Source organism: Streptomyces sp. NPDC008313 (assembly GCF_042956125.1).
Lineage (GTDB): Bacteria > Actinomycetota > Actinomycetes > Streptomycetales > Streptomycetaceae > Streptomyces.
On record NZ_JBIBFR010000016.1, the window covers coordinates 106,514 to 125,987 of the forward strand.

Annotated in this window: 19 protein-coding genes and 1 pseudogene; 9 read left to right on the top strand and 11 right to left on the bottom strand. The window is 70.3% G+C overall.

All coding sequences use genetic code 11. The annotated features are described in order from the left end of the window. Positions 1–10: 10 nt before the first annotated feature. The 3 genes from ACFY93_RS22415 to ACFY93_RS22425 all read right to left on the bottom strand — a co-directional run bounded on the left by ACFY93_RS22415 (position 11) and on the right by ACFY93_RS22425 (position 3,342). Positions 11–1,006, bottom strand: a complete 996-nt coding sequence (locus ACFY93_RS22415; protein ID WP_391361786.1) for an SRPBCC family protein — start codon at positions 1,004–1,006, stop codon at positions 11–13. Positions 1,007–1,049: 43 nt separating this feature from the next. Next, on the bottom strand, positions 1,050–2,714 hold the full coding sequence (locus ACFY93_RS22420; RefSeq protein WP_391361789.1) for a polyamine aminopropyltransferase: 1,665 nt from the start codon (positions 2,712–2,714) through the stop codon (positions 1,050–1,052). A 103-nt stretch (positions 2,715–2,817) separates the two neighbouring features. Then, complete coding sequence (locus tag ACFY93_RS22425) at positions 2,818–3,342, bottom strand: DUF2617 family protein (protein ID WP_391361792.1); 525 nt, start codon at positions 3,340–3,342, stop codon at positions 2,818–2,820. 939 nt (positions 3,343–4,281) lie between these two features. On the opposite strand from ACFY93_RS22425, the gene ACFY93_RS22430 reads away from it, so the two are divergent. Further along, positions 4,282–5,475 carry a pyridoxal phosphate-dependent aminotransferase gene (locus ACFY93_RS22430; RefSeq protein WP_391361795.1) on the top strand — a complete coding sequence of 398 codons (1,194 nt, stop codon included), beginning with the start codon at positions 4,282–4,284 and terminating at the stop codon, positions 5,473–5,475. A gap of 32 nt (positions 5,476–5,507) precedes the next feature. On the opposite strand, the gene ACFY93_RS22435 is transcribed toward ACFY93_RS22430, so the two are convergent. Further along, a complete protein-coding gene (locus tag ACFY93_RS22435) occupies positions 5,508–6,497 on the bottom strand; it encodes a WYL domain-containing protein (protein ID WP_391361798.1) in 990 nt (329 codons plus the stop codon). Positions 6,498–6,590: 93 nt separating this feature from the next. On the opposite strand from ACFY93_RS22435, the gene ACFY93_RS22440 reads away from it, so the two are divergent. The 3 genes from ACFY93_RS22440 to ACFY93_RS22450 all read left to right on the top strand — a co-directional run bounded on the left by ACFY93_RS22440 (position 6,591) and on the right by ACFY93_RS22450 (position 8,216). Further along, positions 6,591–6,989 carry a VOC family protein gene (locus ACFY93_RS22440; protein WP_391361800.1) on the top strand — a complete coding sequence of 133 codons (399 nt, stop codon included), beginning with the start codon at positions 6,591–6,593 and terminating at the stop codon, positions 6,987–6,989. A gap of 373 nt (positions 6,990–7,362) precedes the next feature. Then, positions 7,363–7,533 carry a hypothetical protein gene (locus tag ACFY93_RS22445; protein ID WP_391361803.1) on the top strand — a complete coding sequence of 57 codons (171 nt, stop codon included), beginning with the start codon at positions 7,363–7,365 and terminating at the stop codon, positions 7,531–7,533. 209 nt (positions 7,534–7,742) lie between these two features. Continuing rightward, positions 7,743–8,216 carry an ATP-binding protein gene (locus ACFY93_RS22450; RefSeq protein ID WP_391361806.1) on the top strand — a complete coding sequence of 158 codons (474 nt, stop codon included), beginning with the start codon at positions 7,743–7,745 and terminating at the stop codon, positions 8,214–8,216. A 10-nt stretch (positions 8,217–8,226) separates the two neighbouring features. On the opposite strand, the pseudogene ACFY93_RS22455 reads toward ACFY93_RS22450, so the two are convergent. Then, positions 8,227–8,943: pseudogene (locus ACFY93_RS22455) on the bottom strand (response regulator transcription factor). 246 nt (positions 8,944–9,189) lie between these two features. On the opposite strand from ACFY93_RS22455, the gene ACFY93_RS22460 reads away from it, so the two are divergent. Together ACFY93_RS22460 and ACFY93_RS22465 are read left to right on the top strand one after the other, a co-directional pair. Next, positions 9,190–9,606, top strand: a complete 417-nt coding sequence (locus ACFY93_RS22460) for a prevent-host-death protein (RefSeq protein WP_391361808.1) — start codon at positions 9,190–9,192, stop codon at positions 9,604–9,606. Between the two features lie 98 nt (positions 9,607–9,704). Further along, positions 9,705–10,028: a cytotoxic translational repressor of toxin-antitoxin stability system gene (locus tag ACFY93_RS22465; RefSeq protein WP_391361810.1), complete on the top strand. Its 324-nt coding sequence runs from the start codon at positions 9,705–9,707 to the stop codon at positions 10,026–10,028. Positions 10,029–10,271: 243 nt separating this feature from the next. Here ACFY93_RS22465 and ACFY93_RS22470 read toward each other — a convergent pair whose 3' ends face one another. Beyond that, a complete protein-coding gene (locus tag ACFY93_RS22470; protein ID WP_391361813.1) occupies positions 10,272–10,889 on the bottom strand; it encodes a hypothetical protein in 618 nt (205 codons plus the stop codon). After that, positions 10,886–11,683 (bottom strand): alpha/beta hydrolase, encoded by a 798-nt coding sequence (locus ACFY93_RS22475; protein WP_391361815.1) that lies wholly within the window; start codon positions 11,681–11,683, stop codon positions 10,886–10,888. The genes ACFY93_RS22470 and ACFY93_RS22475 overlap by 4 nt, the downstream gene beginning before the upstream one ends. 102 nt (positions 11,684–11,785) lie before the next feature. On the opposite strand from ACFY93_RS22475, the gene ACFY93_RS22480 reads away from it, so the two are divergent. Further along, positions 11,786–12,247, top strand: coding sequence for a hypothetical protein (locus ACFY93_RS22480; RefSeq protein ID WP_391361818.1), 462 nt, complete (start codon positions 11,786–11,788; stop codon positions 12,245–12,247). 329 nt (positions 12,248–12,576) lie between these two features. Here ACFY93_RS22480 and ACFY93_RS22485 read toward each other — a convergent pair whose 3' ends face one another. Beyond that, entirely contained in the window at positions 12,577–13,026 is a 450-nt protein-coding gene (locus ACFY93_RS22485; RefSeq protein ID WP_391361821.1) for an amino acid ABC transporter permease, read from the bottom strand. 333 nt (positions 13,027–13,359) lie between these two features. Between ACFY93_RS22485 and ACFY93_RS22490 the strand changes: the two genes are divergently transcribed. Then, positions 13,360–14,613, top strand: coding sequence for a hypothetical protein (locus ACFY93_RS22490; protein WP_391361824.1), 1,254 nt, complete (start codon positions 13,360–13,362; stop codon positions 14,611–14,613). Positions 14,614–14,632: 19 nt separating this feature from the next. Here ACFY93_RS22490 and ACFY93_RS22495 read toward each other — a convergent pair whose 3' ends face one another. Then, positions 14,633–15,178, bottom strand: coding sequence for a YbjN domain-containing protein (locus tag ACFY93_RS22495; protein WP_391361827.1), 546 nt, complete (start codon positions 15,176–15,178; stop codon positions 14,633–14,635). Between the two features lie 195 nt (positions 15,179–15,373). Continuing rightward, on the bottom strand, positions 15,374–17,995 hold the full coding sequence (gene clpB / locus ACFY93_RS22500) for an ATP-dependent chaperone ClpB (protein WP_391361829.1): 2,622 nt from the start codon (positions 17,993–17,995) through the stop codon (positions 15,374–15,376). Between the two features lie 279 nt (positions 17,996–18,274). On the opposite strand from clpB, the gene ACFY93_RS22505 reads away from it, so the two are divergent. Beyond that, complete coding sequence (locus ACFY93_RS22505; protein WP_391361832.1) at positions 18,275–18,688, top strand: TIGR03618 family F420-dependent PPOX class oxidoreductase; 414 nt, start codon at positions 18,275–18,277, stop codon at positions 18,686–18,688. Positions 18,689–18,889: 201 nt separating this feature from the next. On the opposite strand, the gene ACFY93_RS22510 is transcribed toward ACFY93_RS22505, so the two are convergent. Next, positions 18,890–19,225, bottom strand: a complete 336-nt coding sequence (locus ACFY93_RS22510; protein ID WP_391361835.1) for a hypothetical protein — start codon at positions 19,223–19,225, stop codon at positions 18,890–18,892. Between the last annotated feature and the right edge of the window lie 249 nt (positions 19,226–19,474).

Genomic DNA, 19,474 nt, shown 5'->3' on the forward strand with positions numbered 1-19,474 from the left:
GGTCGCTCCCTCAGCGGCGCTTGCGCAGCACGCGGCTCACGACGATGGCGGAGGCGACGACGAAGGCCGCCGCGGGTGCCGCCCAGCGCAGGGTCGCGCCCGACACGACGGACTCGGGGGCCGGGACGGGGGCGTACCGCCCGCGCGGCGGGGCGTGGTCGACCTCCTCCGCGCTGCGGCCGATCATCGTCCGCCGGGCGTGCGCCGCCTCGGCGGGCGGCTCCTCGTCGTCGGCCGGTCCGTCGGCGAAGTCCTCCGCCACGAGGTCGTCGCCCACGACGTCGTCGGCCGTGCCGTCGTCCGCGAGGGGGTCGAGGGACGGCGGCGGCACCTCGGTGTCGAAGACCGACGGGGGTTCGCGGTCGGCGCCGGGCCGGGTCTCGTTCTCCGGTTCCGCGGCGGCCGGGGCATCGGCATCACGTCCGGGCTCCGGCTCCGGTTCCGATGCCGGTTCCGGGCCCGATCCCGGTTCCGGCTCAGCCGTCCGGTCGCCCTCCGGCCACGACGCGGGTTCCTGTCGCGCGCCGGCCGCGGGGTCCGTTCCGTCGCCGTCCTCCCGGGCCAGTCCGCCGGGCGCCTCCTCGGCCGGTACGTCCGCGAGGTTGCCCGCGAAACGGTTCAGCAGCCGGGCCACCGCCGAGGCCACCGCGTCCGCGGGGATGTCCGCCACGCGGCCGTCCGCCGTCGCCGCCCCGGTGAAGGTGACCGTCGTGCCGCTCTCGGCGGGGGCGAGCCGCACCGTGAGGGCCAGCTTCACCGCACCGGTGCCGCGGGCCTCGGTCGCGTCGCCCTCGACGGCGTACGAACCGTCGTCCTGCGCGGTGACCGCGAGGACGCCCCGGTAGGTGATGGTGTGGCCGCCGACGCGGACCTTCAGGCGCCCGGAGACGGGCGGCGCGCCCGCCTCCTGCTGGAGCCCGGGCACCGCCCTGGCCACCCGGGCGGGATCGGCCAGCGCCTCCCTCAGCCGCGCGGCGGGAACCGGAACGTACACCTCGTGCTCCATGTCGGCCGAGCCTACCCAGCACGGCCCGGACCGCACCCGCGTATCACGGGATTCCTCCGCCCCACCCTCGGTCGGCGTACCGGGGATGCACCAGGGTGGAAGGCGTCAGCCCGGGGACGCGCGTACGGGAGGCGGCGCGGGCGTCGGCCCTCAGCGCGGCCGCGGTGAGGGTGCGCGGGGAGGGGCCGGCGGGATCGAGGCGCAGCTCGGGGCGGGCCCGGGCGGCGAGGACGAAACCCCAGTCGCGCGGGGGGTGGGACGAGCGGGCGGCGCGGTCGGGGCCGGCCGCGCCGGATTCCCGGCCGGTCACCCGGTAGTCCGCGGTGCGCAGTCCGGCGGACCTGACGGTGGCGTCGACGGTCCAGAAGACCCGCGGGCGCGGCGCGACCGGTCCCGCGTGGACCGCGAGCCGCCCGCCGGGGGCCAGCACCCGGCGGGCCAGTCCGTAGAACTCCTGCGAGTACAGCTTGGTGCTGGCGGTGATGCCGGGGTCGGGCAGGTCGGAGATGACCACGTCGTACGTCGTACGGGTGTGCCGCAGCCGCCGGAACGCGTCGGCCGTGACGGCGTGCACCCGCGGATCCCGGTACGCGTGGCCGTTGAGCGCGGCGAGGGCGCGGTCGTCGCGGGCCAGTCCCAGGACGCCCGGGTCGACCTCGACGACGTCGACGCGACGCACGTCCGCGTACCGCAGGACCTCGCGCGCCGCCAGTCCGTCGCCGCCGCCGAGGATGAGCACGCGCGCGTGGGGGCCGTTCATCGCGGGGTGGACGAGGGCCTCGTGGTAGCGGTGTTCGTCGCGCGCCCCGACGCGCAGCCGTCCGTCGATGAACAGGGAGAGCGGGTGGCCGTCCGTCCCGCCGGTGAGCACCACTTCCTGCACGCCGGTCCGCACGGCGACGCGCACGTGCGCCCCGTAGACCGCCTGCCGTGCCGCCCGCTCGAAGTCGTCGACGAGGGCGGCCGCGGTGCCGAGCAGGCCGAGCACGGTGAGGTTGGCGACGAGCAGCGCCCAGCGGGCCCGCCGGGTCAGGTCGCGGCGGAAGAGGCCGAGGACGAGGGCGCCGCCGACCAGGCTGTTCACCGTGCCGGTGAGCAGCGCGCCGGTCAGCTGGCCGAACAGGGGCAGCAGCAGGAAGGGGAAGGCCAGGCCGCCGACCAGCGCGCCCACGTAGTCCGCGGCGAAGAGGTCGGCGACCGCGCCGCCCGCGTCCTGGCGGCGGATGCGCTGGATCAGCTCCATGAGCAGCGGGACCTCGGCGCCGATGAGCAGGCCGATGGTGAGGGAGAAGACGACCAGGAGGCAGCGGGGGCCGCCCGCCCAGAAGCCGCCCCAGTCCCCGGTCCAGGCGAACACCGCGTACAGCGCCATCGCGCTGCAGCCGCCGACCAGCGCGAGCGCCGCCTCCAGCGCGCCGAACCCGGCCGCGGCGTGCCGGCGCAGCCGCTTGGCGGCGAGTGAGCCGATGCCCATCGCGAAGACCATCACGGAGAGCACGACGGACGCCTGGGTGACCGAGTCCCCGATCAGGTACGAGGCGAGGGCGACCAGTTCCAGTTCGTACACCAGTCCGCAGGCCGCGCAGACGAACACCCCGGCGAGCACGAGGAAGCGTCCGGTGCCGGGCCGGACGGGCAGCCGCGCCTCGCTCCGGCCGCCCGGCCGGGGCGGGGCGCCGGGGGGCGCGGGCGCGTGCGACTCGATCACGTTGCGAACGCTACGTCACCGGGCTTCCGCACCCTGTCACCCACACGTGTGGTCTGTGCCGTACGCCACCCGTCGCCACCCACTGCGGCTCGCCCCCCACTCGCTACAGCGCGGCGGCGGCCGGAACCCGGACGCCCACGCGCGTGCGGGTGGCGACGAGCTGTCCGTCCTGCGGGTAGGCGTGCCAGGTGCGCCAGTGGATCTGGCCCTCGTGGCGCCGGGCGAGCATCGCGGTGAACGCGTGCGGGCTGCCGGGGAAGACGCCCGCGAGGCCGTGCGGATGGTCGGCGACCAGGGCGAGCAACTCCTGGGCGCGGCCCGCGAACGAGTGGTGCGAGAGGGTCTCGACGTGGGCCGCGAACTCGTACTCCCAGCCGCCCGCCCGCTTGGTGACGCCGAGCGGCAGGGGCGTGCTGCTGCCGGTCATGCACGCGACGGTCTCCGAGCAGCCGCGCCCCTCCTCCTCCAAGAGCACTTGGTGGGACGCGCCGAGCAGCCGCAACTGCACGGTCGCTCCGGGGAGTTCGAGATCGAGCGTGGCGAGCGCGGGCAGCGGCTCGCGCCCCATCGCCCACGCGAGGTCGGCCGCGCACGTGTCGGTGTAGGAGGTGTTCAGGGTCGTGAGCATGGATCGGCTCCGCGGGCACGCAAAGGGAGGTGTGGGTACGGCGCCACTCCGGCCGGCGCCGGGGAACCGGCACCGGGAGACCGGCTCCGGCAGCACGCTCGGGAGGACGGCCGAGGGCTGCGTCTGATGGGGGAGAGCGAATCACGAACTATGGCGCCACCACAGCGTTTTTACCCAACTTCGGTCGGTTTCCATCCCCCCGAGGGCTGCACAGCTCACTTGTTCACCAGCGGCCCGCGCCCCGAGCGCCCCGGCGCCCTCTTCCGACCGCCGCGTGCCACTTCACGACCACCGGCGACCGCTGACGCGACCGGCAGACACGACAGCGGACGACGGGCGACAGGCGGCGAGGAGGGACGAGGGGGACGACGGGTGACGACGGGCGACGACACCGCACGACGCCGGACGGCCCGCCGCGGGCGCGCGTGGGTACGCACGCACCCGCGACGGGCCGTCCGGCGGTCCGGTGGTCCGGGAGCGGGGCCCCGGTTCGGACGCCGTCCCGTCAGCCGCCTCCCCCGCCACACCCGCCACCGCCGCCACAGGAGGACCCGCCCCCGCACGACGAGCCTCCCCCGCACGACGAGCCCCCGTGGTGCGACGAGCTTCCGCCGCACGACGAGCCCCCCTGGTGCGACGAGCTCGCGCAGGACACGGCCGCGCCGCCCCCGCCGGCCCACCAGCTGCTGTCGCTCCCCCCGCCGCTCCTCCCGGTGCGGCGCCCCGGCCGGTGTCCGGCCCTTCTGTCCCTCCTGCTCGCGTTGACCACGAGCAGGATCAGCGCGATGACGATGAACGCCAGGATGACGCCGACGAACATGGCCCCACCCTCCTTCCGTTCCCCCGGAACGGCCCCCCGTGGACCGTGCGTGAGAGGGGGATGCCCTCGGCCGCGACGCGTCAAAGCGGAGTTGAGGAAGTCCAGAGCTTGGGCGCAGGATGGCCGTCATGACCTCCAGCGCACGCCGCCCGCTCCTGAACCGCCGGCTCGCCGAGTTCGGCACGACGATCTTCGCGGAGATGTCCGCTCTCGCCCTCAGCACCGGGGCGGTCAACCTCGGTCAGGGCTTCCCCGACACGGACGGGCCCGAGGAGGTCAGGGAGGCCGCGGTGCGCGCGCTGCGCGACGGGCGCGGCAACCAGTACCCGCCGGGCCCGGGCGTCCCCGAACTGCGGACGGCGATCGCCGCGCACCAGCGCCGCGAGTACGAGCTGGTGTACGACCCCGACACCGAGGTGCTCGTCACGGCCGGTGCCACGGAGGCGATCGCCGCGTCCCTGCTGGCGCTGCTGGAGCCCGGGGACGAGGTGATCGCCCTCGAGCCGTACTACGACTCGTACGCGGCGTCGATCGCGATGGCGGGCGGCCGGCGCGTCCCGGTGACGCTGCGCCCGCACGAGGGGGCGTTCCGGCTGGACCTGGACGAGCTGCGCGACGCGGTCACCGACCGCACCCGGCTGCTGCTGGTCAACACCCCGCACAACCCGACCGGCACCGTGCTGACGCGTGCGGAACTGGCCGAGATCGCCCGGCTCGCCGTCGAGCGCGACCTGCTGGTGATCACCGACGAGGTCTACGAGCACCTGGTCTTCGACGACGCCGAACACATCCCGCTCGCCACCTTCCCCGGGATGCGCGAACGGACGGTCACGATCAGCAGCGCGGGCAAGACGTACTCGTTCACGGGCTGGAAGGTCGGCTGGGTGACGGCTGCGCCCGCACTGGTCTCGGCGGTCCGCTCGGCGAAGCAGTTCCTGACGTACGTGTCCTCGGGCCCGTTCCAGTACGCCATCGCCGAGGCACTCGCCCTGCCCGACAGCTACTTCACCGCGTTCCGCGAGGACATGCTGGCCAAGCGGGACCTGCTGGCGGGCGGCCTGGCGGAGGCGGGTTTCGGGGTCTTCAGGACCGCGGGCACCTACTTCATCACCACCGACATCCGCCCCCTGGGCGAGAGCGACGGCTTCGCCTTCTGCCGCGCCCTGCCCGAGCGCGCGGGAGTCGTCGCCATCCCGAACGCGGTCTTCTACGACCACCGGGAGGAGGGCGCGCCCTTCGTGCGGTTCGCGTTCTGCAAGCAGACGGGGGTGCTGGAAGAGGCGGCCTCCCGACTCAAGGCGCTCGCCCCCTAGGTGCGCCGTCTCATGGCATCGGTCCCCCGCGGTCAGGCTCGGCGGGCGGAGGCCGTGAGGCGGTCGGCGAGCGCGGTGACGAGGTCACGGAGTTCGTCGGGGCGCTCGATGACGAACGGCCGGTCGAGCGAGGCGAGTACCGGAGGCAACCAGTCGAGTCGCTTCGCCCGCAGCTCGACGCGCAGCCAGCGCTCGGTCGCCCGGTCCTGGCCGGCCAGGGGCTCGTGTTCCTCCAGGCGCGCGACGCTGACGGAAAGGCGGGCGCGGATCTGCTCGACTGTCCCGTGGATCCGCAGGGTCACCTCATGCCGGTACTCGGCCGTGGCGAACCCCGACAGCACGCGCTGTGCCGGACCGGGCCCCGCGGGCGCCTCGAACGAGCCGGGCAGGGTCCGCGCGTCCGCGATGCGATCGAGCCGGAGGGTCCGGTCCTCGCCGATCCTGGCGTCCTCGCCCGTGACGTACCACCGGCCGGCATGGGCGACGATCCCGTACGCGTGCAGCGTGCGTTCGCTGGGCCGTCCGTCGCGGTCGGTGTAGCGGATCGAGACCGGCCGGCGGTGGCGCACCGCATCGGCGAGGGTGAGCAGGACTCCAGCGTCCGGGGTGTCGAACTCGCCGTGCTGATCCGTGAAGGCGAGAGCTGCCAGGAGTGTGTCGAGCCGGCGGGCGATGTGCTTGGGCAGCACTCGCCGGATCTTCGCCGATGCCGTCTCGCTCGCCGTGCGCTCCGTCGTCGTCAACCCCGCTCGGCGGCCCGCGACCAGGCCGAGCAGCACGGCCAGCGCCTCGTCGTCGCTGAGCATGAGCGGAGGCAGGCGGTACCCGGGGGCGAGCCGGTACCCGCCGTAGCGGCCGCGCACCGATTCCACGGGCACATCGAGGTCGATCAGCTGGTCCACGTACCGCCGCACGGTGCGCCCTTCGACGCCGAGCCGGTCGGCGAGTTCTGCCACCGTCCGGGTGCCGCCCGACTGCAGCAGCTCCAGGAGCGTCAGCACGCGGGCGGTCGGTCGGGACATGGTCGCAGCCTACTGCGAATACAGGACCGATTCTGTCCACTATTTCTCCTAGCCTGCGCAGTGCACGCCTTCAGCACAGCCGAGGAGATTCCCATGGACTTCGTCTCTATCCGCATCATCACCGGCGACGTAGCGCGCCTCGTCGACTTCTACGAGCGGGCCACGGGGGCGCGGGCGACGTGGGCCACCGAGGACTTCGCCGAACTCAGGACCGGGGGCGCCACCCTCGCGATCGCCGGCACCCGCACCGTCCCGCTGTTCGCCCCGGGCTCTGCCCGCCCGGCGGACAACCACAGCGTGATCACCGAGTTCCTCGTCGACGACGTGGACCGCGTTCACCAGAACCTGACCGGCTTCGTCACCGACTTCGTCACCAAGCCCACCACGATGCCCTGGGGCAACCGGTCGCTGCTGTTCCGCGACCCCGACGGCAACCTCGTCAACTTCTTCACCCCCGTCACCCCCGCAGCCATCGAAAAGTTCGCACGCTGACGCCACGCGCGGCCCCGCAGACGGGAGCCCTGAGCCTCCTCCGGAACCATGCCGCACCGGAGGCATGAGCCGGCCGTCACCGTCTCCCTCGAGGACTACGCACCCCTGAGTCATCGGATGACAGGTTCTTCAAAGGTTGTTCGTCACCTCCGGCCTATGGTCGCAAGGCCCGCCGCGCCCACGGTCGGGCGCGACAGCAGGCGGGAGAACCGATGAGGACGAACCGGGTGCTGACGGCCGTGGTGACGGCGTCGGTCATGGCGATCACCCTGGCCGGCTGCGGGGGCGGGGGCGGGGGCGACACCCGAGGGTCCCGACCGCGGGCGGCGGCAAGGCGTCCGGCGGGACGACCGCGCCGAGTGGCGGCGACGACGTGGCCGCGTACGTGAACGCCCAGCGCGAGTGGGTGACATACCTGCGGGAGAACGGGGTCGACGCCCCCGACCCGGATGCTGAGGGGCAGGTCGACTTCGGCGACAACGCGGCGCTGAAGAAGAACACGAAGTTCCTGGACGCCTCCGAGAACTGCGTGCTCAAGGGCTGATGACGGCGGAGGCGGTCGTGCGGACCGATCACGAGCACGGGGAGGTTCCCGCGCGGTCGGCGCGGACGACGTACGGTCCTGGTGGCCTCGGCTCTGGTCGAGGAGCACGTGGGCTCCGCCGCCCCGCCACGCCTGGTGATCCGTCTCGGCGTCCGGGACGAGTCTCCGCTCTCGCGCTGGCCGAGGCCGGTGGCCTCACCTACCACCGGGTGCGCGTCGACCTGCGCGAGCTCCTCGAAGCCGCCGGCACGGCTCACCGTGCCCAGGCCGACGCGGCAGGTGTCGCGCTGCGGCTGAACGCGCCGCGACCTGTGGACGTCATCGCCGACGCCGACCGGCTGCGCCAGGTCGTCGGCAATCTGGTCGGCAACGCACTGAGGGCCACGGCGCCGGGCGGCACGGTGACACTGGCTTTGGGCCGGCACGGCGATCTCGCGTGCCTTCGGGTGCGGGACACCGGAAAGGGAATACCCGCCGAGGACCTGCCGCATCTCTTCGACCGCTTCTGGCGGGCGGACGCGCGGGGCCGCGCCATCGGAGGAAGTGGCCTGGGGCTGTCCATCGCCCGCCAGATCGTGGCCGACCACCAGGGGACGATCACCGTGGAGAGCACCGTCGGCGCCGGCACGGCCTTCACCGTCACGCTCGCCGCGACCGGACCGTCGCCGACCGACGCCGGCTGACCGGCCCCGGTCAGGACCCCGCGGGCGCCCGGGTGGGCGCCGGGCCGTCCACCATGCGGTACCCCCGGCCGTACACGGTCTCCAGACGGCGCGGCCGGGCGGGGTCGTCCCCCAGCTTCCGGCGCAGGTTGCGCACGTGGGCGTCCACCGTGCGCTCGAGTACGTCGCTGTCGAAGCCGAAGGCACGCTCGATGATCCGGGCCCGGGTGCACACCCGCCCCGGCTCGCGGGCAAGAGCCTCCAGTATCGAGAACCTTGGAGGTCGGCGCCACGGGACGGCCTGCCACCCGGACCTCGAAGCGGGCGGTGTCCAGTTCGACCGCGCCGACCCGCAGCACCTTGTCGCCGGCCGCGCCGCCTTTCCTGGAGCGCCGCAGCAGCGCCCGTAGCCGCGCGGTGAGTTCGCGGGGACTGTAGGGCTTGGTGAGGTAGTCGTCGGCCCCCAGGTCGAGGCCGAGGAGCATGTCCTCCTCGGTGCTGCGCGCGGTCAGCAGCAGAATCGGTACCTCGTGGGCCTCGGCACGCAGAATTCGGCACACGTCGAGCCCGTCGGCGAGCGGCAGCATCACGTCGAGAACGATGAGATCGGGCCCCGTCGCACGCGCCCGTTCCAGCGCTGCCCGGCCGTCGGCCACGACCTGCACGGCGTTGCCTTCCCGTTCCAGATAGATCCGGATGAGACGAGATGTTTTTCGTCGTCCTCGGCGACCAGGATGCGCGCGCTCAACGATTCTCCTCGGGGGCCCTAAACGATTCCAGCATCGTTGAGATCAACGCGCCTCCGGAATTCCCACTTCCGGCGGCAAACCCCGGTCCGCCCGCACTCGCCGCACAGTACCGCGAGCGGACCGTCCTCCGGCGTGGGCGGCGACCCCGTCTCCGGCGACGACACCCTCTCACGTACATGAAGTACTTGACGTACGTGACCGCTGCCCGCACGCTGGAGAGGTCGGGGCGAACAAGGAGGCAGGTCATGGCCGCGGTCCACTACGAGAGCTACACCCAGGCACGCACACACCTGAAGGACCTTCTCGACGCGGCCGACGAGGGACGGGTGGCGACCGTACGCCGTGACTCCGGGCGCTCGGCAGTCGTGGACGTGGAGCGGCTGCGCCAGTATCTGTCGCTGGTGTGCCCCTCGAAGGCGGAGGTGGTCGCCGAGGCTGGCGGCTGGTCCGTCTTCCTGGCCGGCCTGCCACTGGCCGCCGACGGGGCCACCTTCGACGAAGCCATAGGGGAGATGGTCCAGGTCCTTCGCGAGTATGCCGAGGACTGGCAGGACAGGCTGCGGACCGCACCCAACCACGCGGACCACTGGGGCCTGGTGCAATTGATCGCTCTCAGCGACGACGGACAACTGCGCGACTGGCTGGTGGGTGCTCAACGTTGACCCGGCCCCAGCCCGACCGTGAGAACCATGACCGTTTCTGCCGTGCCGAGAAGTGGGAACGCGTCCGTGACGCTCGCGGGCGCACCGGTACCCATCACGTGACCTACGAACTCACCCTGCACGACGGCCGGATCCTGCGCACCAGAATCTCGCACCCGGTGGACCGCACCACATACGGCGCCGCGATGTGGCGACACATCCTGCGGGACCAACTGGACGTCGACGAAGACGAGTTCTGGGCCTGCGCACAGCAGGGCGAGCTGCCTGACCGAGGTGCCCCACAGCCGCCGAGCGAGGCCCTTCCCGCTGACCTTGTGCATCTGCTCATCCACCGGGTGGGCGTAGGCGAGGACACCGTGGCGGGAATGACCAAGGACGAGGCGGTCGCGAGACTCCAGAAGTACTGGACGGACGGAAGCTGAGGCCCCACCTTCGACGCGAAGGGCTAACTTTGGACCGTGCATCGCAGGACACGAACGGCAGCCGACTCACCGGCGATGCTGGAGTTGCCCCTGGTGGGCTTGTTGCGCAACCCGTGAATACGTCTACGACGACCGGGAGGTGGGTGCGCCGTTCGTGCGGTTCGCGTTCTGCAAGCAGGACGACGTTCTCCACGATGCGACTGGGCCGCTGCCACGCCTGGTCAGCTGGACCCGAAACTCGGCTCACGTCCTCGGGGAGGCTGACGAAGAAGTGATCGGATCGTTGGACGACCAGAAAACGCTGTCCACGTTGGGACGTGGGATCGCCCGGCCGTAGTAGTTGCGCCCATTCGCTTGTGTCGATGGCGCAGTAACGTCCGATTTCTTGACGCAAGCAGTTTGTGCGTCAAGAAAGAATTGTCCCTCGCCCCCAACGATCAGGCTCATCCGTAGCAACCCGTCCTCTGTCTCGGCGTACATCTCAGGGAACTCATTGTTCGACTTGACATCGGTGATCTCAAGTCCACTCTTCTTCCAATACCGCTCGATTATGCCGAGGAACGCACCCCTCCTGGCATCTGAAACCTTCGTCATGACGACCGCGCGTCGCGTGACGTCTCCATAACCACTCGATCGGCCGTCGCAGCTGCCGTGATCCGAAGTGTCATGAGCCCATTCGACGGGAGGCTCCACTTGGGAGAGCGTCCGCTGAATCAATCGGTCGGCCTCGTCTGCGGCTCCCTGCATATTCACCTTGGCATCCTCTCGCCCACTCGCCGAATCGCCGCCATTGTCAGTGCAACTCACAAGGGAAAGGACCGCGAGCGCCGCACCGATCATGGGGAGGAGGAATTTCTTCATCGGCCTTCTTCCGTCGTGACCAGATCCGATCTCCCAGCGACGATCTTGGCCATATTGTTCGCCGCAGAGGGGTTTCTGTCCGGATCGAAGTACCCGGAGTGAGCGGGAGTCGGACCTTCCCCCGACAGCCACATCGGAAGCGGACCATCACCCGACTCAATGCGTGTGGCGCCGAATCCGTCACTGACAGGATCTTTTCCGAACCAACGATCACCGTCCATGTTGCTCAGCACTGCCGGAACGGGCCCGAGAAGCCCGGAACGAGCCGGAAGCCATGAAACAGGATCATTACCGGCAGACGCGGCAAAAACGTGCCCATCGCCGACATTGAGTTCACTCGCACTCTGCGCACCCGTTCCTGGGCTTCCCAGAAGGACGATGTCATCCACACCCGGGATTCCACCATGCTCCCTGGCAGCTGTCCCTACCACAAGGGATCCATACGAGTGCCCGATAGCTGTAATGTGCGGGTTTTCCTTTTCGTTGGTTGCCTGTATGCCCTCCATGAAGCTTCGATAGGCGGGGGCGCCTTTGTCTGCGTCGGCAGTAGACCCAACCTCAGTGAATCCGGGAGCATCGTATCCGAGCCAGACGATGAAAGCAGTGGAGTGATTATATTTATATGCACCCTTCGCAGTCTGAAGCGCCCGTCGGACAGTGCCGTCGGCGAAGTCGCCATCGAGTGCGGTGGCGAGCCCAGGAACATATGCGGAAACATTCTTGGAGGTGTCAGGGTTCCCGTAGCTGACGATCGCCCGTCCATTTCCGTCATCCCCTACACCCAGCAAAAACATGGGTGGATTACTGCCCTCGTCGAGTTTTACGGTCAGAATGGTCGGTTTGACTCAAGTAACCCGAGCCCGTCTTCCGGTGGAAAAGGGCGGTATCAGCCGGGGATGGGGCAAGATGGCCGTCAGTTCAAAAGCCCCAATCCGCATTATGCGAAAGCCAAGGAGATTGCCGACTGCATCTCTTTTGCTGTGCTCCGAGCTCAAGAGGTTGACGCACGCTACTGTGCAGCGCTGAAGGAGTTGGAGGCCGCGCCTGGACTGCGTGTTGACACCAAGACGTGGGCGGATGTGGCTTCCGATATCGATACCGCTGGTGCCTCCGCGATGCCGTACCTCAAGGATGCCATTCCGCTCGATGGATCTCCTCGTGATGTAAAAATGTGGTGGGATGACCTCACTTCAGGCCAGCGCGATGAGTATGTGTCCGCATTTCCCGGCCTGATCGGAAACCTCGACGGTATTCCGGCCGAAGTACGCGAGGCTGTTCCTCCCGGAACTTCTCCCTCAGTCAGCCCATTTGCTCCACCGGCGGGATATTCGACGCTTCCGTTCGTATTGACGCTGTAGCCGAGGACCGCAGCGTCATCAAGGGCCTCGCGCAGGTTCCTACGCTGTACCATCAGCTCTGTTACCAGACCATCGATGCTGCCGCGAATAAGCCCGCACTCGGCCTGAATGTAGTAATAGTTTTCACTCAGCCGCCTGATGCGCTTCACCGCAGCCTTCGCCGAATCGCTCTCTTGGGTCTTGTCGAGCGGGCCACTCATGCGGCCGTCGACCTGCTCGCGCGCGGAGTCGGCATGTCGCAATGCCGCGGCCCAGCCATCGGCTGCGTCAGAGAGCTCGGACAATTTGAGATCCCTCAGTTGCTGCCAGTTCAGTGTTGAGCCCATGCGTTACTCGCCCCTCCCGACGCCGGCCACCTTCACCGAATCAGCCCTGGCACCCGCTTTGACGTCCGCTTCACCCAGATCCCGGGCGACGTCGCGCAACTTGGGTCCCAGTGCGTCGCACTCATCCCGAACGTCTCCCAGACGCCTCTCCCATGAAGCGAGCACGACCCTCAGGGCACCCAGGCTCGCGAGCCCCTCTACCCCTGTCCCCACACCGTCATGGGATGAGCTCAAGTCGGTCTTGGACTTGCCCGTGCTCGTCCGCAGATCGTCGGCGGCGGTCGCAGCCCGCGTCCACGGCCCGTGTGAGTGCTTGAGAGTCCCCACACCGCCGCCTCCGGTGGGGCTGCCAGTGGATCCGCCGGGGTCGGCAGGCAACTGATCGATCTGCATTCCCGTCGCGTGGCGCTCAGTCGCTGCCGCTTTGAGCTGGTCCCATTCCTCCCACGCCATGCGTGGCCCTCCCCGTGTCCCGTCGTACGCCGCCAAGATGACGTGCAAGCAGGACTTCACCCTGCGGTGGTCGAGAAGCACAGTAGCTACGCCGCATCACCTGCCCCATCCGTATCGGCCATCAGCCGTCTGAGTACCTGTACTCAGACGGCGCTGCGAGGCATTGGGAACGGCCCGGCGAGTGCACTTGAACCGGGGAACACGCTCTCATCGAGGGCGTGGGCGCGCGGTCGGCCGCGGGCGGCATCAGGGCGGGTCATTCATACCGGTATTCCTGCCGACGCGGGCCCGGAAAGCGTGCGATTCGGGGCGCAGGGGACGCACAGTGCCAAGGTGACCCATTCGAGCGCTCTCGCACCGAACGACCGTCCGGAGCAGTCCGCCACCGCGGACGGCACCCCCCGGGCCTCCTCCCCGCCCGGCCGTCTCCCCGCCCTCCTCGCCCGGCGTCCGGCCCTCGCCGTGGACGTCCGGGTGCGGGCCGCGCTCGCCGCGCTGACGCTGTTCGCGGCCGCCAGGATCGTCGGAGCCGGTGTGCTCGCCCTCGTCGCGCGCGCCGCGGACAAGCATCCGCTCGCCCTGCTCGGGCATTCCTGGGACTCGGTCTGGTACCTGGCGATCGCGGCGGACGGGTACGGGCGCACCCTGCACTACCGACCCTGGCTCACCAACAGTGACCTGGCCTTCTTCCCCCTGTATCCGGGGCTCGTCCGGGCCGCCGGGGCCGTCCTGCCGGTGAGCGGCGGCACGGCGGCGCTGCTCGTGTCCTGGCTCGCCACGGCCGTCGCCGCCTGCGGGGTGTACGCGGTCGGGGCCCGGCTGCACGGCCGCGCGGTCGGCACCGCACTGGTCGTGCTGTGGGGGCTGCTGCCCCATTCCATCGTCCTGACCATGGCGTACACGGAACCCGTGCTCGCCGCCTTCGCCGCCTGGTCGCTGTACGCGGTGCTCAGCGGACGGTGGCTGTGGGCGGGCGCCCTCGCGGCCTGTGCGGGCCTCTCGCGCCCGAACGGGTTCGCCGTCGCCGCGGCCGTCCTCCTGACGGCGGCGTACGAGGCGGCGCGGCGCCGGGGAAAAGTTACCCACAGGCTGTGGACGGGCGCCGCGCTCGCCCCGCTCGGCTGGGGCGGCTACGTCCTGTGGGTGGGCCACCTCAAGGGCGATCTGCTCGGCGGCTACTTCACCGTGCAGCGGGGCTGGGGCTCACGCTTCGACTTCGGCGCGGGCTCGCTCGACTTCGCCCGGCAGGTGCTGCTGCACGGAGGGCGGGCCGTGTTCCCGCTGGCCATGCTGCTCGTGGCCCTCGCCGTGCTGCTCTTCGCCCTGCTGATCGCCGACCGCGCACCGCTCCCGCTGGTGGCCTACTGCGGCGTCCTGCTCGTCGTGGCGCTCGGCGGCTCCGGCTACTTCGAGTGCAAGCCGCGCTTCCTGCTGCCGGCGTTCCCGCTGCTGCTCCCGCCCGCCCGGGCGCTCGTACGGACGGCGAGAGCCCGGCCGTGGCACGCCGTCCTGGTGGTCGGCGCCCTGGCCGGGCTCTCCTTCGGTTACGGGGCGTACCTGGTCGTCCTCAACCACACACCCCTGTGAACCGTCGGCTCGCCGCGGACTACTCCACGTCACCGCCGGACTCGTCGGGCTTCTCGGTGCCCGTGCCGTCGACGTCCTGCTCCAGGCCGAGCTGCTCGACGAGCCACTTGTCGAACTCGATCGCGGCCCGCACCCAGCTGACCGTGGACGACACGAAGTGCTCCAGGCTGACGCCGGTGCCGATCAGCATCTGCGCCTCGCCGATGAGACGGACCGTGCCGTCGTCGTGCGTGTGGCTGTAGACCTTCGGCCACAGCGTGCGCCGGTTCCAGTCGTCGATCGACTCGAGAAGCTGGGGCTTCTCGTCGATCCCGTGCGGGCGGTCGTAGAACGTCCGCACCGAGAAGACCTGCTGGTCCCCCTCGCCGCGGAACATGAAGTACGTACGGAACTGCTCCCACGGCGCCGCGAGGTCACCCTCGTCGTCGACGACGTACTTGAGCTCCATCTGGTCGAGGAGCTGCTTCACGAGGTCCTGATCCGGAACGACGGGGCCCGCCGGTCCGCCGGGCTGCGGCTCGGGCTGGCCGCCGAAATTCGGGATCGAGGACGGGTCGATGGACATACTTGGACACTCCTGCGGTCGTCTGGCTCGTCCGGCCATAGCTGAGACCAGACGTACACACCCCACCCTCTCTCGCTTGGCCCGTGACCAGCAACCGACTGCACCGACGCGTCGCGCGCCAGTGGCTCATTCAGGGCACGAAGCGGCCCCGGCACGGTCGTGCCGGGGCCGTTTCCGCCCTGGTGCGGCGGCGCGCTACAGCGTCTTGCCCGTCGACGGCCCCACGATCAGACCGTCGCCGAACGTGTCCACGCGGACCGTGTCGCCGTCCTTGATCTCACCGGAAAGGATCTCCTTGGCGAGCCGGTCGCCGATCGCGGTCTGGACGAGACGGCGCAGCGGGCGCGCCCCGTAGGCCGGGTCGTTGCCCTCGTCGGCGAGCCAGACCAGCGCCGCGTCCGTGATCTCCAGGGTGAGCCGGCGCTCGGCGAGCCGCTTCGCGAGCCGGTCGGTCTGCAGGCGCGCGATGCGTGCGAGTTCGTCCTTGTCCAGCGCCGAGAAGACCACCAGGTCGTCGAGCCGGTTGAGGAACTCCGGCTTGAAGGAGGACCGGACAGTCAGCAGCACCTGTTCCTTCTTCTCCTCTTCGCTGAGCAGGGGGTCCACCAGGAACTGGCTGCCCAGGTTGGAGGTGAGGACCAGGATGGTGTTGCGGAAGTCGACCGTGCGGCCCTGACCGTCGGTCAGCCGCCCGTCGTCCAGCACCTGGAGCAGGACGTCGAAGACCTCCGGGTGCGCCTTCTCCACCTCGTCGAGGAGCACGACGCTGTACGGGCGGCGGCGGACCGCCTCCGTCAGCTGGCCGCCCTCCTCGTAGCCGACGTACCCGGGAGGCGCGCCGACCAGCCGGGCGACGCTGTGCTTCTCCCCGTACTCCGACATGTCGATGCGGACCATGGCCCGCTCGTCGTCGAAGAGGAAGTCGGCGAGTGCCTTGGCGAGTTCGGTCTTGCCGACACCGGTGGGGCCGAGGAAGAGGAAGGAACCGGTGGGCCGGTCCGGGTCGGCGATCCCGGCGCGGGTGCGCCGCACCGCGTCCGACACGGCCCGCACGGCCTCGGTCTGGCCGATCAGCCGCCGCCCGAGCTCGTCCTCCATGCGCAGCAGCTTCTGGGTCTCGCCCTCCAGGAGCCGGCCCGCGGGGATGCCGGTCCAGGAACCGACGACGTCCGCGATGTCGTCGGGGCCGACCTCCTCCTTGACCATGGTGTCGCGGGCGCCCTCGCCGGAGGCGGAAGTCGACAACGCCTCCTCCGCCTCGGAGGCGGCCTCCAGGTCGCGCTCCAGGGTGGGGATCTCCCCGTACAGCAGCTTGGACGCGGTGTCGAAGTCGCCGTCGCGCTGGGCCCGTTCGGCCTGGCCGCGCAGGTCGTCGAGCCTCTCCTTCAGCTCACCGACGCGGTTGAGGGACTCCTTCTCCTTCTCCCAGCGGGCGGTGAGGCCGCGCAGCTCCTCCTCCTTGTCGGCGAGGTCGCGGCGCAGCTTGTCCAGGCGTTCGCGCGAGGCGGCGTCGGTCTCCTTGACGAGCGCCAGCTCCTCCATCCGCAACCGGTCGACGGCCCGCTGGAGTTCGTCGATCTCGACCGGGGACGAGTCGATCTCCATGCGCAGCCGGGAGGCGGCCTCGTCGACGAGGTCGATGGCCTTGTCGGGGAGGAAGCGGGAGGTGATGTACCGGTCGGAGAGCGTGGCCGCGGCGACCAGCGCGCTGTCGGCGATCTGCACCTTGTGGTGGGCCTCGTAGCGTCCCTTGAGCCCGCGCAGGATCGCGATGGTGTCCTCGACACCGGGCTCGGCCACCAGCACCTGCTGGAAGCGGCGCTCCAGGGCGGGGTCCTTCTCGATCCGCTCCCGGTACTCGTCCAGGGTCGTCGCGCCGACCATGCGCAGCTCGCCGCGGGCCAGCATCGGCTTCAGCATGTTGCCGGCGTCCATCGCGGAGTCACCGCCCGCGCCTGCTCCGACGACGGTGTGCAGCTCGTCGATGAACGTGATGATCTGCCCGTCGCTGCCCTTGATCTCGGCGAGAACGGTCTTCAGCCGCTCCTCGAACTCGCCGCGGTACTTGGCTCCGGCGACCATCGCGCCGAGGTCCAGCGCGACCAGCCGCTTGTTGCGCAGCGACTCGGGCACGTCGCCCTTGACGATCCGCTGCGCGAGCCCCTCGACGACGGCGGTCTTGCCGACGCCGGGCTCGCCGATGAGGACGGGGTTGTTCTTGGTGCGCCGGGACAGCACCTGGACCACCCGGCGGATCTCCTGGTCCCGGCCGATGACCGGGTCGAGCTTGCCCTCCCGCGCGGCCGCGGTGAAGTCGGTTCCGAACTTCTCGAGAGCCTTGTACTGGCCCTCGGGATCGGGCGTGGTCACCCTGCGCCCTCCCTTCGCCTTCTGGAACGCCTCCAGCAGCCTCTTCGCGCTCGCGCCCTGCTGGGAGAGTACGTCGCCGGCCCGGCCGCCCTTCGCGGCGATCCCGATGAGCAGGTGCTCCGTGGACAGGTACTCGTCGCCCAGGTCCTTCGCGCGCTCGGAGGCGTCGGCGATGACGGAGAGCATCTCGCGGTTGGGCTGCGGGGGCGCGACGGTGGATCCGGTCACGCTGGGCAGGCCGGCGAGCACGCGCTCGGCGTCCGCCCGTACGGCCGCCTGGTCCGCGTCGACGGCGGCCAGCAGGTCGGTGATGTTCTCGTTGTCCTGGCCCTCGAGCAGCGCGAGCAGCAGGTGGGCGGGTGTCAGGTCCGGGTGGCCTCCGGACACGGCGCGGGTACTGGCCGCGTTGATCGCGTCCCGGCTCCTGTTGGTCAGCTCGGCGTCCACGGTGGCTGTCTCCTCCTCGCTCCTTGCGTCAACCGGTTTCCCTCAGCGCTGCCGAAGCAACACCGACTGGAACACTGACTGGGTCAACGTGCACAAAGTTGAGTCTATTCCACTCAGGTCCACAAGGACAGCTTCTCGGGGGTGGCTCGGCGGGAGATCCGTTCCGGCGGCGGCGAGCGGGGGTGGCGCGCACGCACGCGTGCAGGCGGGCACGCGTGCCGCTGCACAAGTACCGGTACCGGGCCGGGTACACCGACCGCGGGCAGTACATTCACGCCCATGGCCTCCTCCGCAACGGATCCGCGGCACCCGGATCCCGACCGTCTCAGCTTCTGGCGCGAACGGCACCTGTGCACGCTCACGACGCCCCGGCCCGACGGCTCGCCGCACGTCGTGCCCGTCGGCGTCACGTACGACCCCGAGGCCGGCCTGGCCCGGGTCATCGCGAACAAGTCCAGCGCCAAGGTGCGGAACGTGACGGCCGCGGGCGCCGAGGGGGCCCGGGTCGCCGTCTGCCAGGTCGACGGACGGCGCTGGGCCACCCTGGAGGGCCGCGCGACGGTCTCCACGGACCCGGCACGCGTCGCGGAGGCGGAACGGCGCTACGCGGAGCGGTACGGGCGGACGCCGTCGCCGAATCCGTCGCGCGTGGTCATCGAGATCGAACTGACGTCGGCGATGGGCAACAGGTGAGTGATCGCCCAGCACAGATGAGCGCGGGGCGCACCGCTGATCTCGGCCACTCTTCGCCGGGGCGGCGGGAACACCGGCGACGGAAAGCGCCGTTACGGCGGGGTTTCACGTAAAACTGCAGCGGCGTCACCGTGTTCAGGTCACGGTGACGCCGCTGCGGGGGGAAGCGCCTGAGCGATCTACAACGACGGGGGAATCGCGTCAGGCACTGCGGGGGGTGGCTGAGATGGTCATGGCGCCCGGGGCTTCGGGCTCCACCAGCTGATGGTCACGCTGGTCGAGGTTCACAAAGATCATTCCGTACCGGATGGCGCACCGCACCGGCTGCGGCGCGCCCCGGGGGCGACGCAGGCACCGGTAGGCCCGTACGTCCTCGTCGTCGTCCCGGGTGACGACCACCGGTTCACCGAACACCGTCACCATCAACGAGTCACCGCTGTGGGGGATAGCGGTGGCCAGATCGATGAAGTGCCAGCCGGAACGGTAGGCGGTGGCCATTTCTCGGCGGAAGGAGCGGTCGTCGGGTGGCGTGGTCATCGCGATCAGTCCCACTTGCTGTCCGCCGGGGGACTGGCTACCACGTCACCGACGGCTGGCGCAATCTGGACTCCAACAACCGCACCGTGCGCGTCGCTCTTCGCACCGGAGAGGCCAGCCAGAGCTCCGAAGGCCACAACGGCGGAGGCGGCGACAACAAGCACCGAGCGAAGCATTTTCTTACCCATAGTCGGCTTCGTCCTCACTTGAAGATCCCCTCTATCCCCCGTCCGATAAGACGATGGCTCA

What these genes read in the sequence shown, in the direction of transcription:
- ACFY93_RS22485 (WP_391361821.1), bottom strand. Translation starts at nt 13,026, where the DNA reads ATGGCGTGGGAGGAATGGGACCAGCTCAAAGCGGCAGCGACTGAGCGC.
- ACFY93_RS22440 (WP_391361800.1), top strand. Translation starts at nt 6,591, where the DNA reads ATGGACTTCGTCTCTATCCGCATCATCACCGGCGACGTAGCGCGCCTC.
- ACFY93_RS22480 (WP_391361818.1), top strand. Translation starts at nt 11,786, where the DNA reads ATGGGGCAAGATGGCCGTCAGTTCAAAAGCCCCAATCCGCATTATGCG.
- ACFY93_RS22425 (WP_391361792.1), bottom strand. Translation starts at nt 3,342, where the DNA reads ATGCTCACGACCCTGAACACCTCCTACACCGACACGTGCGCGGCCGAC.
- ACFY93_RS22505 (WP_391361832.1), top strand. Translation starts at nt 18,275, where the DNA reads ATGGCCTCCTCCGCAACGGATCCGCGGCACCCGGATCCCGACCGTCTC.
- ACFY93_RS22475 (WP_391361815.1), bottom strand. Translation starts at nt 11,683, where the DNA reads ATGTTTTTGCTGGGTGTAGGGGATGACGGAAATGGACGGGCGATCGTC.
- ACFY93_RS22470 (WP_391361813.1), bottom strand. Translation starts at nt 10,889, where the DNA reads ATGAAGAAATTCCTCCTCCCCATGATCGGTGCGGCGCTCGCGGTCCTT.
- ACFY93_RS22495 (WP_391361827.1), bottom strand. Translation starts at nt 15,178, where the DNA reads ATGTCCATCGACCCGTCCTCGATCCCGAATTTCGGCGGCCAGCCCGAG.
- ACFY93_RS22415 (WP_391361786.1), bottom strand. Translation starts at nt 1,006, where the DNA reads ATGGAGCACGAGGTGTACGTTCCGGTTCCCGCCGCGCGGCTGAGGGAG.
- ACFY93_RS22435 (WP_391361798.1), bottom strand. Translation starts at nt 6,497, where the DNA reads ATGTCCCGACCGACCGCCCGCGTGCTGACGCTCCTGGAGCTGCTGCAG.
- ACFY93_RS22430 (WP_391361795.1), top strand. Translation starts at nt 4,282, where the DNA reads ATGGCCGTCATGACCTCCAGCGCACGCCGCCCGCTCCTGAACCGCCGG.
- ACFY93_RS22460 (WP_391361808.1), top strand. Translation starts at nt 9,190, where the DNA reads ATGGCCGCGGTCCACTACGAGAGCTACACCCAGGCACGCACACACCTG.
- ACFY93_RS22510 (WP_391361835.1), bottom strand. Translation starts at nt 19,225, where the DNA reads ATGACCACGCCACCCGACGACCGCTCCTTCCGCCGAGAAATGGCCACC.